Raw genomic sequence first — 16,488 nt, 5'->3', positions numbered from 1 at the left:
AATGAAGAGGAGAAGATACATATCGAGACTGCTTAGCTGCCTGCTTCCCATGCTGGTTCTGATGCTGATTTGCATTGAAAAGACGCATGCGCAGCAGGATCCGGTATATTCACAATACATCAACAACCCCTTGTCGGTTAACCCGGCATACGCCGGCGTGCGTGAGGTAGGAAGTGCATCGGCCACATTCCGTAAACAGTGGTTGAATCTCGAAGGAAGTCCGCTAACTTCATCCTTCAATCTAAGCATGCCTTTCGATTCACTGAATGTTGCCGCTGGTCTCGATTTCATGTACGATAACATTGGTCCGGTAACGACTACTGCCTTCTTCCTCGACTATTCCTATAAGATAAAAGTATCGGGAGCCAGCTGGCTTCGTTTCGGTCTCAAAGGAGGCTTCAATTACCTCCAGTCGTCACTCACCCGGCTCGACCGTTATCATTACGACGACCAGTACCTGATCGACTACGGTGACTACCGACGTTTCATGCCTAATTTTGGAGTTGGTTTGTTTTGGTGGGGTGAAAACTTTTATGCCGGCATTTCACTTCCCCGACTACTTGAGAACAAATACCATCGCGATGAAACAACGTTAAAAACCAGCAGCCGTGAGGAAAGGCATTACTTTATACAGGGTGCCTATATTTACCGTTTGTCCGACCCGGTAATTTTCAAACCCGGATTAAATATCATTGCTACGGCCGGAGCTCCGGTAAGTGCAAATTTCAACTTCAATTTTATTTTTTACGATCGCTTTGGTATTGGTGCCATGTATCGGATCAGCGATGCAGTGGGAGCTTATGCGCAGTTCAGAATCGATCAGTTGAAAATTGGCTTTTCGTACGATTACAGCCACACCCGTTTATCTCAGTACAACAATGGTACTTTTGAGATACTGCTGCGCTACGACTTCAAAACAAGCGAAAATCAAGCCTTACCATCGGTAGGCTTCTAAAGAATTAAAAGCAGTTTACTCCTCCGCTTCCTGGTTCAGGTAACGGTAAATGGTCGATTTTCCGATACCAAGCCTACGGGCTGCTTCCCGAACATTATCATATTTTTCAACAAAATACCTGATGATGTCTTCGTTGTATTCCTGAAGTGTCTTTTCCTGCGACAAAAGATTTTTATTCAAATTTAGCGGATTAATGTTGATGTGCTGCCCTTCAATCACTTCTCCATCCGACAGTACACAGGCAAGTTCCATGAGTGCCTTGAGTTCTCTTACATTTCCCGGGAAAGCATAAGCCTGTAACTTTTGTACCGCTGCATCTGAAATCTGTTTGGTGCTCATCTTGTTTTCATTGCAAAATTCATTGACAAAATGCTTGGCCAACAAGATACAATCGCTGCCTCTTTCCCTTAAAGGCGGCAAATCGATGGTGAGTCCCAGCAACCTGTAGTAAAAGTCTTCACGAAAATTTCCATTTTCAACCTGTTCTCTTAAGTTGCGGTGCGTAGCGATAATCACCCTGACATCGAATTTCACCGGCTTATTGCTTCCCAAACGAACCACCTCACGCTCCTGCAAAACACGCAGCAACTTAGCTTGTATGTTCAGGTTCATCTCGGCAATCTCGTCAAGAAACAGTGTCCCTTTATGGGCCAGCTCAATCTTTCCGGGTTTACTACCATCGGCTCCTGTAAATGCACCCTTTTCATATCCAAAAAGTTCACTTTCGATCAGGGTTTCGGGTATGGAAGAAATGTTGACTGCAATGAAAGGCTGGTTGCTGCGATCGGAATTATAGTGAATTCCTTTGGCGACCAACTCCTTACCTGTACCCGTCTCGCCAAAAACCGATACATTAATATTGGCTTTGGCTGCTTTGGCCATCATCGAAAATACCTGTTCCATGGTTTTGCTGCCCCCTTTTATGAGCTGTCTGAAGTTGTACTGATGGCCTATGGCTTCCTTTAAGCGGCTGTTTTCCTGCTTCAACTCAATTCGTTCGATGATCTTTTCGATGGCAATTGAAATTTTCTCACGCGTATCAACCCCTTTCACAATATAATCGTAAGCACCCTGCTTCAGCAGGTTAACGGCCGTATTGATATCATTCTGACCCGAAACAATGATGACCTGCGACTGGGGCGACCGCTTCTGAACCTCGTCCAATACTTCCTTACCCGTCATATCGGTGAGGGTATAATCGAGCGAAATAATGTCGGGTTGTTCATTAAGCCGCTTGATGCATTCGCCTCCCGAGGCAATAGGCACCACCTCGTAATTGACATTGGTACTCAATGTTTTATTCAACACTTTCAAAAATAAAGCATTGTCGTCGACAAGAAAGATTAAGTACTTGTTTTGTCTCATGCTTTTGGCATTTTCAGGTTTCGTCGATTAGAATTAGTGTTCTGCATCAATTTAAGCATAAATTGATTAGGTGAGCAATTAAAAATTAAAAAAATGTCCCGCATACAATCTTTTTGTCCCAAAATGAAACATTTAAAACATGGCACAAACACATTAACTACTGATATCGTGATACTTAAAATTTTGGCATCCGAATTGGTAACTTTGGTATTGTAGTTTGATGATAAAAGACAAGAGGAATTCAAAAACAGGGAAGTAAATAAGGGTTTAGTTTTAGTTAGTTTAGTAAGAGTTGAGCAATTTTTTAGAGGGAGATGACAGAGGAGAGGATTTTAGATGAAGGGCAAAACCGAAAGGCTTTGTCCTTTTCTTTTTTCCAAAAGAAGATCAAAGTTGAATTCTGTCGCAAAACCAGCGTATAGTTCAGCTTGCTTCATCAGTTTAGGTTCCCTTAATTTTCAAGTTCCCAAAAATATCCCCATTGTCCCAAACTGGGGCTAAGATAAAAAGCTACCAAAACCATACCGTGCTGTTTTACTGACACTTTAAAAAATGGCACATCGATTGTATTGGCTGGTACAGTTCATTGAGGGAAAAGATTAAGCACATAGTTTAGGTTGAAGTTAATTGAGTTGATTTTTAATTTGGGGGAATAGGAGAAGTGAAATACACAGCTGCGTATTTTAATTGAGTTGGGAAGTGTAGCCGTAATGGCTGCACTTTTTTATTAAATAAAAGAAGATGATGATACACTATAGCAACAAGTGTTCCGACCACTGCTACAGCTGTATATTTGCATATACAGATGGATGTCATGCTACGCCTCACCGCAGTCATTTTAAACAGATAAACGGTCAACAGGCACAACTTATATTGAACAATAAGGATCGCTTCCCGCTTAATGCGAAGCAGAAATCCAGATTAAAAAAAATAGCAGTAAAGGAAGGATCTATTTCCCTCTGAAAAGGTGGAAAAAACCTTTCTCGGTCCCTTCGATGGGACGCCCTTTACCTACTCCGTCGCGGTCAATTTGACGGCCCTGGTATTTAATCACGTAATAATATACACCGGGTGAAGCCATTCGGTTCCCGATTCGTCCATCCCAAACAGCATGTTCATACACTTCGTCGCTCGACGTAATATTTGAATAGCTCCATGAATGCACCAGTCCGCCCCAGCGATTATAAACCCATATTTTCATTTCCTTCAGCGACTGCGCTTTAACAACAAACTGATCGTTAACATTGTCCCCATTCGGAGAAAAGGCATTTGGAACCTCAACAAGCGTTTCAAGCACACTAATGTAGGGGCTGATCATTACACTGTCGTAGCAATTACCGGTTTCATTCACTTTAACGGTCACCAACTTTACGATGTACTCACCTGCCATTTTGAATTCATGCATGGGCGCATCCTCTCTTAAAACAAAATCGATGCTGTCGACAGGAGCTCCTTCACCTTCCTCAATTTCCAGTGAAATTTGCCAGGTATCCTTGTAAAAATACCAGTAGGCCGAGTCGTAGTTAATTGAATTATTTTGAAAACCCACTTCCAGCACAGCTTCCCCTTCGTACTGATCGGCTACAAACTGGGCATCGGTCACTTTTGAAATATAATCAACACTGGCACTGGCACTACAACCAAAGGCATCACTCACTTTCAAATCATATTTAACAGGTGTGTCAGAGGCAATTGGCGGAGAAATGGTGGTCGACAAAAAAGCACCTGCCCAAACCCCGTCCTTCGACCATTCGAAGGTAAAGCCCGGATTAATGTCACGCAAACTGTAACTTTCACCACTCGCCAATGCGACCATATTAAGGGCTGCAGCATCGTATTCCGCGTCCGTTTTAAAATAATCGCAGTTCGAAGTTGAATCAGGAATTGCAATGTGGGTAATCTGAATCCAGTCGTTGAGCACCCATCGCACTTCGGAGATGCTCGTACTTCCTCCGGCACTTAGCAGAACACGATAGGCGCCATTTCCAAGCCGGCTGGCTGTCGACTGCAGGGTATCGCTTTCGATGTTTCCAAAATAAGCTTCAAATGATCCCGAAGCTTCGTTGTACTTTTCCCAGGTAAAATCGGTACTTTCTGCAAAAGGTGATACGATGCTTAGTATTCCGCTTTCGCTGCTAGCATCTGCTACACAAAACAAAGCGTATTTGTCACCGTAAACAGTCTGATCTGTTATTACCGCACCCGGTGCCTGCAGCCCGGTTTGAGCTCTCGCCGAAATATTGATGAAAAGCAGCGCTGCCAAAAGCCACTTAAAAACTACCAACTGGTTCATATCACTTTTGATGTTTCTGGTATTAAAACAGAAAAGACCTGCGATTATTGTATGCCGGCATTTCAGCTTTTCAACACCCATGATTTGTACAAATTTAAAATTTTAAAGTAGAATTGTCTGCTTATCGTTCCACATCTGTTATTTTTGAATTTTTATTTTATCAGCTAAGCTGACTTCTTATTACTTGCAAATAGTTTTTTAACATGATGGAATACCCTTATCTTGAAGGATTAAATAACGTTCAGCGATCAGCTGTTGAAGAAATAAACGGCCCCAGTCTGGTGATAGCAGGTGCAGGATCGGGAAAAACCCGTGTACTTACCTACCGCATCACCCACCTGTTACGAACGGGCAATGCCCCATCGTCAATTCTGGCGCTCACCTTCACCAACAAGGCGGCCCGCGAAATGAAAGAACGTATTGCTTCGGTGGTGGGCAACAACATTGCCCGCTACCTGTGGATGGGAACCTTCCATTCAATTTTTGCAAGAATTCTGCGTACCGAAGCCGAAGTAATCGGCTACCCCAAAACTTTTACCATTTACGACACTTCCGATTCAAAAAGTCTGATCAGGAGTATCATGAAACAAATGCAGCTCAGCGATAAGGTGTACAAGCCCAACACGGTACTCAGCCGTATTTCGGCTGCAAAGAATAACCTGATCACTGCCGCCAATTACGCCACCAACCAGGCTGCAATGGAATACGACCGTAACATCAGAATGCCGCGCATCGCCGAAATTTATAAGGAATACAGCCGCCGATGCAAAGTGTCGGGTGCCATGGATTTCGACGACCTGCTGCTGAACACCAACCTGTTGTTGCACCAACATCCTGAGATTTTGAAGAAATACCAGGAGAAATTTCGCTATCTGCTGGTCGATGAGTACCAGGACACCAATTTTTCACAATACCTCATTGTTAAAAAATTGGCCGACGCACACAAAAACATCTGTGTGGTAGGCGACGATGCCCAGAGTATTTATTCATTCAGGGGGGCACGAATCGAGAATATTCTAAATTTCAGAAACGACTATCCCGGATATAAGACTTTTAAACTCGAACAAAACTATCGTTCGACCCAAAACATTGTAAATGCAGCCAACAGCATTATAAAACAAAACAAAAGACAGCTTCACAAAGATGTTTTTTCTGAAAATGAAGAAGGAGAAAAAATAAAGATTATTCAGGCCCTTACCGACAATGAAGAGGGCACGCTGGTGGTGAACGAAATCAATCAGCACCGTCTTTCGGTCCACGATCAGTTTTCCGACTATGCCATCCTGTATCGCACCAATGCGCAAAGCCGAATCTTTGAAGAACAACTACGGAAACAAAATCTTCCCTATAAAATCTACGGTGGCCTCTCGTTTTACGAACGCAAGGAAATCAAGGATATGCTGGCTTATTTGCGTATATCGGCCAACAGCAACGACAATGAAGCGCTCAAGCGCATCATCAATTATCCGGCCAGGGGCATCGGGCAAACCACCCTCACAAAACTTGAATTAAGCGCCAACGAATTCGGGGTCAGCATCTGGGAAATCATCAGTTCACCCAATAAATATCCTATAGAGCTCAACAAGGGGACCCTGGGTAAAATTGATCGTTTTGTGCAACTCATCAATGGGTTTAAAGAACAACTTACCGAAAGCACAGCCTATGAGCTGGCACTATCGGTTTCGCGAAATACCGGTTTACTTGAAGACCTGTACAAGGACAAAACTCCTGAAAACCTGAGCAAATTTGAAAACGTTCAGGAATTGCTTAATGCCATTCAGGATTTTACCATCAATGCACGGGAAGAAGGTTTACCCAACCGAATTGAAAACTATCTCGAAGAAGTGGCACTCATTACTGATCTCGATTCCGACAAGGATGAAGACCGGAATAAGGTGACACTCATGACGGTTCACTCGGCCAAGGGACTTGAATTTAAAAATGTCTTCATTGTAGGCGTAGAAGACAAGCTTTTTCCGTCCACTTTTTCGGGTGTGCTTACGCCTGAAAACCTTGAAGAAGAGCGCCGTCTGTTTTATGTCGCATTAACAAGGGCCATGAAAAACGTTTGGATAGCCTTCGCCCGCCAGCGCTACAGTTGGGGCCAGCTTACTTTTTGCGAACCCAGCCGCTTCATTTCCGAACTCGACGAAAGCTATCTCTTAATGCCTTCCAACCTTAATCTTCCTTCGTTTCTTGACGAACAAAATGACAGTGCTTATCATGCCAGGCCCCAAAAGCAGCCACTGGTGCGCAACATGCCACCCAGACGAACACAGCCTGCTGCCTCACCCCAAATGACACAAAGGCTTACCCGGCTTGCACAGGCACAGGGAAGGCCCGCCTTCCAGCACGACGCCCCATCACTCATTGTTGAAGGCATTGAAGTGGAACATCAACGTTTTGGTAGAGGAAAGGTACTCGCCATCGAAGGTGATGAAGCAAATAAAAAAGCGACAGTACTCTTTCTGAATGCAGGTCGCAAGCAACTTCTGCTCAAGTTTGCCCGCTTAAAAGTGGTAAAATGATCAAAATCAGTCCCGAATTGTTTATCTTTAAAATAGTTTACTAAATTTGCCATGCTTCGAATGGGGAATCCAATCTTTCCTGACCTTCAAAAGCATACAAGATTTAATTTTCTACATAGAAATCAAATACCAAATGGATTACAACTCAAATCGTAAGAGACTCGTACTGCCCGAATATGGCAGAAACATTCAGAATATGATCGATCATACCCTGACCATCGAAAACAGGGAAGAACGACAAAAAGCCGCTCAAACCATTATCGATGTAATGGGCAATCTTTACCCTTACCTTCGCGACATCGAAGATTTCAGGCACAAACTATGGGATCACCTGGCCATTATGGCCGATTTCAAACTCGACATCGACTTTCCCTACGAGCTGCCAACCGACAGCATTCTGGGCGGGAAACCCAATAAAATTCCATACAAGAACGGTGATTTCCGCTACCGCCATTATGGTCAGATTGTTGAAAAAATGATCAAGCGCACAGCTGAATTTGAAGAAGGAAGTGAGAAAGAATCACTTATTCAGATGTTGGCCGACCACATGAAAAAGTGCTATCTCACCTGGAACAAGGAAACCGTAACCGACGAGGTGGTGATGGCCGACTTTGCCGAGTTGGCAAAAGGAAAAATTGAAGTCCCTGACGATTTCCAGCTTAGTGAAACCAAGGATCTTATCTACAAAAAGAAAAAACAATTCAACACGGGCAAACGTCCCAATCCCAAAAAAAGATAAATACACGCTAATTTATTCACTGTAATCTACTGGTAGTCTATGTCAACATTTGTCATCGAAGGCGGTAAATCACTAAAAGGAGACCTGTATCCACAGGGAGCCAAAAACGAAGCACTCCAGATTATTTGTGCTGTATTACTTACCGAAGACACTGTTACCATCAGTAACATTCCTGAAATCAGCGATGTACTTCACCTGATTGACATTCTAAAACTGATCGGAGTCAAAACCGAACGCCTTGATAAAGGAGTTTATCGTTTTTGTGCCGCCGCAGTAAAGCCCGAATTGCTTAAAACAGCACCATATCAGAAACTGGCCGGAAGCTTGCGCGGCTCTGTGATGATACTCGGGCCAATGCTTGCACGCTTTGGCATAGGTTACATCCCTACGCCCGGAGGAGATAAAATCGGTCGTCGCAGACTCGACACCCACTTTATTGGTTTTCAAAAGCTGGGCGCTCAGTTTAACTTTGATGCAAACAATAAGGTTTACGAAGTTTCGGGAAAAAATCTCGAAGGTGCCTACATGCTGCTCGACGAGGCCTCGGTAACCGGTACCGCCAACATCATCATGGCAGCCGTGTTAATCAAAGGCACCACCACCATCTACAACGCAGCCTGCGAACCCTACATTCAGCAACTATGTCGTATGCTGGTACGCATGGGAGCTAAAATCAGCGGAATCGGATCGAACCTGCTCCGTATCGAAGGCACAGCACAACTCTCGGGCTGTGAGCATACCATTGCCCCCGACATGATTGAAGTAGGCAGTTTCATCGGCCTTGCTGCGATGACAAGCTCCGAGATTACCATTAAAAATGTCGAAGCCGATCAGCTGGGTATTATTCCTTCTCAGTTTAAACGACTGGGCATTCAGCTTGAGTTTCGCAGAAACGACATCTTCATCCCTGCTCAGGAGAACTATGTAATTGAAAGTTTCATCGACGGTTCCATTATGAACATTGCCGATGCTCCATGGCCCGGACTCACCCCCGACCTGCTCAGTGTTTTTCTGGTGGTAGCCACCCAGGCCAAAGGCAGTGTATTGATTCATCAAAAAATGTTCGAAAGCAGACTTTTCTTTGTTGACAAACTCATCGACATGGGCGCCCAGATTATTCTTTGCGATCCCCACAGGGCCACCGTAATTGGTTTAAACCATCAACATCAGCTCAAGGCAACCACCATGGTATCGCCCGACATCAGAGCAGGTGTGGCACTTTTAATTGCTGCCTTATCGGCCGATGGCAAAAGCACCATACACAACATCGAACAAATCGACCGGGGTTACGAAAACATCGAATTAAGGCTCCAGCAAATAGGCGCACGCATACAAAGGGTTGACTAACAACTGCAAATTATGAAGCTTGTGCCTCATCCAATAAAATTCAAACGATTTTAATGCTTTTTTAACAGCTTCTAAAACCAAGCCGACTGAATGGTGTTATTTTTGTAATTCATCCTACAATAAAAGTCGGATACAATAACAAATTAAACAGAAAAAGATGAAGCAATTTAGCTTAATTATTACACTCGTCATCCTGTTGCTTGGCTCATACAAAGCGGGCAATGCACAGCAAACAGGACTCAACATTGGCAATAAAGCACCTGAAATCAGCGAAAAAAATCCCGATGGAGAAACAATGAGCTTGTCTCAAACCCAGGGAAAACTCGTATTAATTGATTTCTGGGCAGCATGGTGCGGCCCCTGTCGCAGAGAGAACCCGACACTGGTTGAGGCTTACAATAAGTACAAAGACAAAGGATTCACCATTTTCAGTGTTTCACTCGATCAGGACAAAGCCAGCTGGATGGCCGCCATCGAAAAGGATCAACTTGCCTGGCCTTACCATGTTAGTGACCTGAAAGGCTGGTATGCAAAATATGCCGGTGTTTACAAAGTAAACAGTATCCCTGCCAACTTCTTAGTCGACAAAGATGGCATCATTGTAGCCAAAAATCTACGCGGCCCCATGCTTGAAAAAGCATTGAGCCAGCTACTTGACTAGCTCCGAACAGGACAAAAAAAGAGTCACGCTGTACGTGACTCTTTTTTTGTCATTTTTACACTGTTGCATCGTGCCATAATGACCGAAAAGGGCAATTGGCAGAATATTTGTAATTTCGTGCCCGTATTTAAAACAAGGTGAACATGACAGAAAAGACTAAAAATAATCAAACGGCCGACGAAAAGACCGTTCAACAGGATGCTGCGCCTGAAAATATCGATGTAAAAAAAGAAAAGAAAGAAGAAAAGGCCGACAGCAAGAAAGAAGCAAAAAAAAGTGACAAAAAGTCGAAAAAAGATAGCGGTGAAGAAAAAATAGAAATACTGGAGCAAAAGCTTGCTCAAAAAGATGACCAGTATTTGCGTCTCCAGGCTGAATTTGACAATTACCGCAAGCGAACTTTGAAAGAAAAAATGGAAATGACCAAATCGGCAGGTGAAAGCATATTAATCAATGTTTTGCCGGTAATGGACGATTTCGAAAGAGCGCTTCGCTCGATGGAGGAAGCCACCGAAGCCAGTGCAGTAAAGGATGGTCTCGACCTGATTTACAAACGTTTCAGCGATTTTCTTAAGCAAAACGGAATCAAGGAAATTGAAGCCAGCGAAACTGATTTTGACACCGACCTGCACGAGGCAATTACCAAAATACCAGCCCCAACAGAAGAACTTAAAGGCAAGGTAGTAGATGTGATCCAAAAAGGATACCTGCTCAACGATAAAGTAATTCGTTATGCCAAAGTTGTTATCGGGGAATAAAATTTAAAAGCTAAATAATGAGTAAACGCGACTACTACGAAGTACTGGGAGTAACGAAAGGAGCCACTGCCGAAGAAATTAAAAAAGCCTACCGTAAAAAGGCCTTGCAGTACCATCCTGACAAAAACCCCGGTGATAGTGAAGCTGAAGAAAAATTTAAAGAAGCGGCCGAAGCCTATGAGGTACTGAGTAATGCCGAGAAGCGCCAACGCTATGATCAGTATGGTCATGCCGGAGTTGGAGGCGCCTCAGGTTTCAGTGGACAGAACATGAACATGGACGACATTTTCTCGATGTTCGGTGATATTTTCGGCGGTCATTTCGGCGGCTTTGGCGGCTTCGGAGGAGGAGGCGGACGTGGAAGAGGACAACGCGTTAACCGTGGTCAAAACTTAAGAGTCAAGGTGAAACTTAATCTCAGTGAAATTGCCAATGGCGCTGAGAAAAAAATAAAGGTCAAAAAATATGTCAGTTGTGACAGCTGCCACGGTTCCGGGGCAAAAGACGGCTCCTATTCTACCTGTTCAACCTGCCATGGCAGCGGACAGGTAACCCGTGTTTCGAATACTTTTCTCGGACAGATGCAAACCACCTCGGCTTGCCCAACATGTAACGGTGAAGGCAAAATTATCACCAACAAATGTACTTCATGTTACGGAGAGGGTATTGTAAAAGGAGAAGAAGTAATCAGCCTGAACATTCCGGCAGGCGTGGCCGAGGGCATGCAGCTCTCGGTAAGCGGAAAAGGAAATGCGGCTCGCAGGGGTGGCATTAACGGCGATCTGATCGTACTGATTCAGGAAGATGAACACCCGGAACTCATTCGCGATGAAAACGACCTGATTTATAATTTGTTTGTCAACCTCCCTGAACTGGCACTGGGTACAACTGCCGAAATTCCAACGGTCGACAGCAAGGTCAAGGTAAAAATTGAAGCAGGAACACAACCCGAGAAGATTCTGCGCCTGCGAGGAAAAGGGCTGCCCGACATCAACGGATATGGCAAAGGTGATTTGTTGGTACGCGTACATGCCTGGGTGCCTTCAAAACTCAATGCCGAAGAACGAAAACTTCTCGAGAAACTGATTGATCAGCCTAATTTTCAGGGAGGACCAACAGCTGCATCAGGGAAGAAAGACTTTTTTGAGAAAATGAAAGGAATGTTCGATTAAACATACAACAACCTATTCCATTGAAAAGCCACCTGTCAAAAAATGCAGGTGGCTTTTTATTTTGGAAAATATACAGCCCTTACAACTGGCTTACTTAACATTGCTTCACGAAACAGAAGACCATCGCAGCAATATTTGACTACACGGTGCGTTTATTGATTATATTCAATCACCAATACACTGAAATATGATAGCTTTTTTAATTGCGCTGGCCATCTTTCTGCTGGCAGTGCTGGTGGTCATTGTAAGCGACAGACAAAAGAATAAAACAAAAAACAATCCGTTTTCATCAGAAAAAGACGAGCGATAAAACTGTTTTATTCATGCCGGGCATGCAAACGCCTCACCTGTTTCCAGGCAAGGCGTAACACAAATCATAAACAAAAATTATTAAAATACGGTATCGCTACAACAGTATTTCTAGGCTAAGAATGAAATCAGAACACCTGCCGCAACTGCTGAGCCGATAACGCCAGAAATGTTACTGGCCATGCAATACTGCAGCACATGGTTTTTTGAATCGTATTTCAATGCAATTTCATTGGCCACCCGCGATGCCATCGGCACAGCACTGAGCCCGGTTGCTCCAATCAGCGGATTGATCTTCTTCTTAGAAAACAGGTTATAGAGTTTCACAGCGAAAATTCCTCCAAATACTGAAATTGCAAAGGCAAAGAAACCACCTACTATGATCCCGATCGTCTTGGTATCGAGGAACACATCGGAAGTCATGGTTGCTCCCACCGTTAAGCCCAAAAAGATGGTCGCCGTATTCATAATCGGGCCACTGGCTGCCTCACTCAAACGAAGTGTATTGGCCCCAACCTCTTTAATCAGATTGCCAAATAACAACATTCCCAGTAAGGGAACCGATGAGGGTACGAAAAATGCAATTACAATTCCCAATACTATGGGGAAAATTATTTTTACGGTACGGATATTTTTTATCTGTCGTCTGGCAGGATAAAGCTTATCCATTTCCCTCATGTTGATTTTTAATTCCTTTTCCTTGCAAGTAATTCGCACCACCAAAGGAATAATAACAGGAACCAAAGCCATATAAGAATAAGCTGCAATGGCAATGGGACCCAAAAGATGAGGAGCGAGTTTAATGGTTGTATAAATGGCCGTAGGTCCATCGGCTCCCCCAATAATTGCAAGCGATCCGGCTTCCTGTGGTGTAAAGCCGACAGCAATGGCAACCAATAATACAGAAAAAATACCAAGCTGGGCAGCAGCTCCAAATAAACTAAGCCGTAGATTACGCAACATCGGACCAAAATCGGTTAAAGCTCCTACTCCCATAAATATAATGGGTGGAAGCAGTCCGGTTTTGATCAGCATGTAGTACAAAAAATTCATGATTCCATACTCATGTGCAATCTCGTAAAGGTTCATGTACCGATGATCGGGCAGTTCAATCAGTTCTCCAGGCACCACCCCCATTTGTCCTCCCGGCAAATTGGCCAATATCACACCAAAAGCGATGGGAATCAACAACAAAGGCTCATACTGCTTTTTGATTCCAAGGTAAAGTAAAACGCCAGCAATCAGCAGCATGATTAATGGTCCCGGATTGGTGAACAAAGCACCAAATGCGGTCATTTCATATAGTTTTCGTAATGTTTCCATACATCAAATTTTATGAGGCTGTAAACTGCTGCCTGTTGATGTGCTGAGATCCTACCGGGCAAACAGCACAAACAGCAGTTAAACATCCGCATTATTGAACCAATACCAATACGTCATCCTCTTCGACATCTTCGCCATTCGACTTTACAATTTCAATCACCTTACCCGCCTTATCGGCTTTGATGGCATTGAAAGTCTTCATGGCTTCGATATAACCGATCAGATCACCTTCGTTTATCTGATCACCAGGTTTTACAGGTTTCTCAGTATTGCTTTTGGTCAGGTAAAACTTTCCTTCAAGCGGTGCGGTAATTTCTTTTACATCGCCTGAAACAGTGCTGGCCTGTACCGTTCCTTCCGATTTTTCGTTTGCTTTTTCCTCCCTGTTTGTACCTCCGGATGCTTCATCATAGGAAACAGTTACTTTAAAGATTTCGCCATTCACATTGATATTCATGCTTGAAGGCTGTGCAACATAAGCGCCCGACTGAACAGGTACTGAGTCATTGCCAGCCTGTGGAGCTGCAAACAGACCGCCACCTTCTGCTTTTTTCTTTGCCAGATCTTCCTCAAACGCCTTTTTGGCAGCACCCGATTTGTAGGCACGGTATTGTTCGGGATGCATGGCCAGTTCGAACAATTCTTCATTGTCCTGGCCATATTCCCAGCCATTTTTATCCATCTCGGCTTTGAAATTATCAAGTGCATCGGGAAAAAGACTTTGCGGATTGGCAGTAAAAGGCTCGCGGCCCTGCTCGTCGGCCAGTTTCTGAATTTCCGGAGCAATGGTTCCCGGTAGTTTTCCGGCTTTACCCATGAGCATGTCCCAAATATTATCGGCAATCATGCTCCAGCGTTCTTTACCCTTTTCAATTTGCATCACATTCATCAATGCGAGGTTTTTTACGTATTGACTGTAGGGAGTAACCAACGGCGGGTAACCAACCATTGGCCAGATATATTGTACTTCGTTAAACAGTTTTACTAAAAGTTCGTCGAGTATCAACTCAGGTTTGTTGTGCTTTTTCTTCCATTTATTGACACTTTCGAGGTTGTTTTCGAGGTCGGCCATCAATGAACCCATCATTCCTCCGGGTAGGCCGGGACCGATGAGCAATGAATTCATGTACCGGTTTTTAGGATTGATGTAATAACCCAGAAAATCGTCGATAAAACTCTGGGTTAGGCTGCGAACCTTCATGTAGGCATCCATATTGATTTCGGGTACATCGAAGCCGGCATCCTTCAGCATGGCCTGAACGGCCAGCAAATCGGCATGACCTGTTCCCCATGAAAGTGGTTCCATGGCTACGTCGACATACTCAACGCCGGCACGACAAACCTCAAGAATTGAAGCCATGGCAAAGCCGGGTCCAGAATGTGCATGGTACTGGAGTGGAATATCGGGATGTTGTTTTTTTATTCCGCTTACAATTTGACCTAACCAGGCAGGACGTCCTATTCCGGCCATGTCCTTTAAACAGATCTCATCGGCCCCGCCCCTGATCAGCTCGTCAGCAAGATCGACATAGTAATCGACCGTGTGTACTTCGGAATAGGTAAGACTTAAAGCAGCCTGCGCGATCATTCCGGCCCCTCGGGCATATTTAATGGAATCGAGTATATTACGGGCATCATTTAATCCGTCAAACGGACGGGTAATGTCGGTGCCCTGTGCTTTCTTCACCTTGTACATGAGTTGACGTACATCGGCCGGAACGGGACTCATGCGGAGTCCATTCAGGCTACGGTCGAGCATGTGTGTTTGAATACCTGCATCGTTAAAGGGTTGCGTCCATTTACGAACGGCATTATTTGGATTCTCGCCGAAAAGCAGGTTGATTTGTTCAAATCCGCCTCCATTGGTTTCAACCCGCGCAAAACATCCCATTTCGATGATATGGGGTGCCACTTTCACCAGTTGATCGACCCTTGGCAGGTATTTACCTGAACTCTGCCACATATCGCGATATAATAACGAGAATTTTATTTTACCTTGTTTCATCTGCTTAGTATATTTATTGGTTTTGTTAATTTATTTCCTGTTTTTCAACTTTCACAACACGGCCTTTTCCCTTGCTCACCATGTTCACTGCGGCAACAATCGCTGCCATTTTTTTGGCATCGACCATGCCGGCAGACGATTTTGTAATTGAAAGTTGTTGTGCGGTTTCGGGAACGAAACGATTTACAAAGCGAATGATCAGATTGCCAAGCAATACCACCATAAAGAGAATGATGAATACGGTAAGCATACCGATTCCTAAAAGTTGCAGGGCAATATCAAAATTACTATTCATAAGTTAGTTAGTTTTACTGACTGAACATTGCACGTAGCTACCTGTCTGCAAACTACCTGCCTGCCCGCCATTTATTGCTTAATATGATTTGGTTTATAATCGAACGCTTATTAAAAAGCCTGGCATTTGAATGTATCTTAATAAAAAAAAACTTCCCTCCATTTTACTAAACACGCAGCAATTATAGTACTATCTGATTTACTAAATATATTGTAGCATCCGCAATCGACACATTTATCATTTATTTAACATTGCCAGTCGTTTTCTGAAAACAGCAGCTAAGTCCTCATGTACTTCGCCCCCCTTACCGGTGCTGGTTTCATTAGAAAAAGCGATTGAAAAGAGATAAAAAAAGGGCAGCTGAATTACAGCTGCCCTCTGGTATGATAATAATCTATCTACAAATTATGCTTGCGGAATATTCCCACCACTAAAGCCCATTGGAGGCAGGTGTGGATCACTTCCCTGGTTCATTTTGATTGTTCCATGCTGGCTTTCGAATTTGCTTACGTTGTCCTGTAAGGCCATCAGCAACCTTTTAGCATGTTCAGGCGTCAGAATGATCCTCGATTTTACAGCTGCTTTTGGAATCCCGGGCATTACCCTCACAAAATCAACCACAAACTCCGATGTTGAATGGGTGATTACTGCCAGGTTGGAATAAATCCCCTGAGCCACTTCTTCAGTGAGTTCAATATTGATTTGATTGGTCTGCTTCTTTTTATCTTCCATAACAGT

General features: G+C 43.9%; 14 protein-coding genes. 8 read left to right on the top strand and 6 right to left on the bottom strand.

Annotated features, from left to right (window positions below):
- The first annotated feature begins 1 nt into the window (after position 1).
- Positions 2 to 955: a PorP/SprF family type IX secretion system membrane protein gene (locus tag FHS86_RS09580; protein WP_429412785.1), complete on the top strand. Its 954-nt coding sequence runs from the start codon at positions 2 to 4 to the stop codon at positions 953 to 955.
- Positions 956 to 970: 15 nt separating this feature from the next.
- On the opposite strand, the gene FHS86_RS09575 is transcribed toward FHS86_RS09580, so the two are convergent.
- Complete coding sequence (locus FHS86_RS09575; protein ID WP_429412784.1) at positions 971 to 2,320, bottom strand: sigma-54-dependent transcriptional regulator; 1,350 nt, start codon at positions 2,318 to 2,320, stop codon at positions 971 to 973.
- Between the two features lie 949 nt (positions 2,321 to 3,269).
- Positions 3,270 to 4,613 carry a T9SS type B sorting domain-containing protein gene (locus tag FHS86_RS09570; RefSeq protein WP_429412783.1) on the bottom strand — a complete coding sequence of 448 codons (1,344 nt, stop codon included), beginning with the start codon at positions 4,611 to 4,613 and terminating at the stop codon, positions 3,270 to 3,272.
- Between the two features lie 203 nt (positions 4,614 to 4,816).
- Between FHS86_RS09570 and FHS86_RS09565 the strand changes: the two genes are divergently transcribed.
- The 7 genes from FHS86_RS09565 to FHS86_RS09535 all read left to right on the top strand — a co-directional run bounded on the left by FHS86_RS09565 (position 4,817) and on the right by FHS86_RS09535 (position 12,128).
- Positions 4,817 to 7,141 carry an ATP-dependent helicase gene (locus FHS86_RS09565; protein ID WP_429412782.1) on the top strand — a complete coding sequence of 775 codons (2,325 nt, stop codon included), beginning with the start codon at positions 4,817 to 4,819 and terminating at the stop codon, positions 7,139 to 7,141.
- Between the two features lie 133 nt (positions 7,142 to 7,274).
- Complete coding sequence (locus FHS86_RS09560; RefSeq protein ID WP_429412781.1) at positions 7,275 to 7,880, top strand: DUF4290 domain-containing protein; 606 nt, start codon at positions 7,275 to 7,277, stop codon at positions 7,878 to 7,880.
- Positions 7,881 to 7,919: 39 nt separating this feature from the next.
- Entirely contained in the window at positions 7,920 to 9,227 is a 1,308-nt protein-coding gene (murA, locus tag FHS86_RS09555) for a UDP-N-acetylglucosamine 1-carboxyvinyltransferase (protein WP_429412780.1), read from the top strand.
- Between the two features lie 157 nt (positions 9,228 to 9,384).
- Positions 9,385 to 9,888, top strand: coding sequence for a peroxiredoxin family protein (locus tag FHS86_RS09550; RefSeq protein WP_429412779.1), 504 nt, complete (start codon positions 9,385 to 9,387; stop codon positions 9,886 to 9,888).
- Between the two features lie 143 nt (positions 9,889 to 10,031).
- A complete protein-coding gene (locus FHS86_RS09545) occupies positions 10,032 to 10,646 on the top strand; it encodes a nucleotide exchange factor GrpE (protein ID WP_429412778.1) in 615 nt (204 codons plus the stop codon).
- A gap of 17 nt (positions 10,647 to 10,663) precedes the next feature.
- Positions 10,664 to 11,818 carry a molecular chaperone DnaJ gene (dnaJ, locus tag FHS86_RS09540; protein ID WP_429412777.1) on the top strand — a complete coding sequence of 385 codons (1,155 nt, stop codon included), beginning with the start codon at positions 10,664 to 10,666 and terminating at the stop codon, positions 11,816 to 11,818.
- 187 nt (positions 11,819 to 12,005) lie between these two features.
- Positions 12,006 to 12,128 carry a hypothetical protein gene (locus FHS86_RS09535; protein WP_429412776.1) on the top strand — a complete coding sequence of 41 codons (123 nt, stop codon included), beginning with the start codon at positions 12,006 to 12,008 and terminating at the stop codon, positions 12,126 to 12,128.
- A gap of 110 nt (positions 12,129 to 12,238) precedes the next feature.
- On the opposite strand, the gene FHS86_RS09530 is transcribed toward FHS86_RS09535, so the two are convergent.
- From FHS86_RS09530 to FHS86_RS09515, 4 genes are all read right to left on the bottom strand, one after another.
- Positions 12,239 to 13,450, bottom strand: a complete 1,212-nt coding sequence (locus FHS86_RS09530) for a sodium ion-translocating decarboxylase subunit beta (RefSeq protein WP_429412775.1) — start codon at positions 13,448 to 13,450, stop codon at positions 12,239 to 12,241.
- Positions 13,451 to 13,541: 91 nt separating this feature from the next.
- Positions 13,542 to 15,455: a biotin/lipoyl-containing protein gene (locus FHS86_RS09525; protein ID WP_429412774.1), complete on the bottom strand. Its 1,914-nt coding sequence runs from the start codon at positions 15,453 to 15,455 to the stop codon at positions 13,542 to 13,544.
- A gap of 25 nt (positions 15,456 to 15,480) precedes the next feature.
- Positions 15,481 to 15,750: an OadG family protein gene (locus FHS86_RS09520; protein WP_429412773.1), complete on the bottom strand. Its 270-nt coding sequence runs from the start codon at positions 15,748 to 15,750 to the stop codon at positions 15,481 to 15,483.
- A 405-nt stretch (positions 15,751 to 16,155) separates the two neighbouring features.
- Complete coding sequence (locus FHS86_RS09515) at positions 16,156 to 16,482, bottom strand: DUF3467 domain-containing protein (protein WP_429412772.1); 327 nt, start codon at positions 16,480 to 16,482, stop codon at positions 16,156 to 16,158.
- Positions 16,483 to 16,488 lie beyond the last annotated feature (6 nt).

The sequence above is a fragment of the Roseimarinus sediminis genome (assembly GCF_050433125.1).
GTDB lineage: Bacteria > Bacteroidota > Bacteroidia > Bacteroidales > Prolixibacteraceae > Roseimarinus > Roseimarinus sediminis.
This window is presented reverse-complemented; position numbering and strand designations above follow the sequence as displayed.

What these genes read in the sequence shown, in the direction of transcription:
- dnaJ (WP_429412777.1), top strand. Translation starts at nt 10,664, where the DNA reads ATGAGTAAACGCGACTACTACGAAGTACTGGGAGTAACGAAAGGAGCC.
- FHS86_RS09545 (WP_429412778.1), top strand. Translation starts at nt 10,032, where the DNA reads ATGACAGAAAAGACTAAAAATAATCAAACGGCCGACGAAAAGACCGTT.
- FHS86_RS09520 (WP_429412773.1), bottom strand. Translation starts at nt 15,750, where the DNA reads ATGAATAGTAATTTTGATATTGCCCTGCAACTTTTAGGAATCGGTATG.
- FHS86_RS09550 (WP_429412779.1), top strand. Translation starts at nt 9,385, where the DNA reads ATGAAGCAATTTAGCTTAATTATTACACTCGTCATCCTGTTGCTTGGC.
- FHS86_RS09530 (WP_429412775.1), bottom strand. Translation starts at nt 13,450, where the DNA reads ATGGAAACATTACGAAAACTATATGAAATGACCGCATTTGGTGCTTTG.
- FHS86_RS09580 (WP_429412785.1), top strand. Translation starts at nt 2, where the DNA reads ATGAAGAGGAGAAGATACATATCGAGACTGCTTAGCTGCCTGCTTCCC.
- FHS86_RS09525 (WP_429412774.1), bottom strand. Translation starts at nt 15,455, where the DNA reads ATGAAACAAGGTAAAATAAAATTCTCGTTATTATATCGCGATATGTGG.
- FHS86_RS09575 (WP_429412784.1), bottom strand. Translation starts at nt 2,320, where the DNA reads ATGAGACAAAACAAGTACTTAATCTTTCTTGTCGACGACAATGCTTTA.
- murA (WP_429412780.1), top strand. Translation starts at nt 7,920, where the DNA reads ATGTCAACATTTGTCATCGAAGGCGGTAAATCACTAAAAGGAGACCTG.
- FHS86_RS09560 (WP_429412781.1), top strand. Translation starts at nt 7,275, where the DNA reads ATGGATTACAACTCAAATCGTAAGAGACTCGTACTGCCCGAATATGGC.
- FHS86_RS09565 (WP_429412782.1), top strand. Translation starts at nt 4,817, where the DNA reads ATGATGGAATACCCTTATCTTGAAGGATTAAATAACGTTCAGCGATCA.
- FHS86_RS09515 (WP_429412772.1), bottom strand. Translation starts at nt 16,482, where the DNA reads ATGGAAGATAAAAAGAAGCAGACCAATCAAATCAATATTGAACTCACT.
- FHS86_RS09535 (WP_429412776.1), top strand. Translation starts at nt 12,006, where the DNA reads ATGATAGCTTTTTTAATTGCGCTGGCCATCTTTCTGCTGGCAGTGCTG.
- FHS86_RS09570 (WP_429412783.1), bottom strand. Translation starts at nt 4,613, where the DNA reads ATGAACCAGTTGGTAGTTTTTAAGTGGCTTTTGGCAGCGCTGCTTTTC.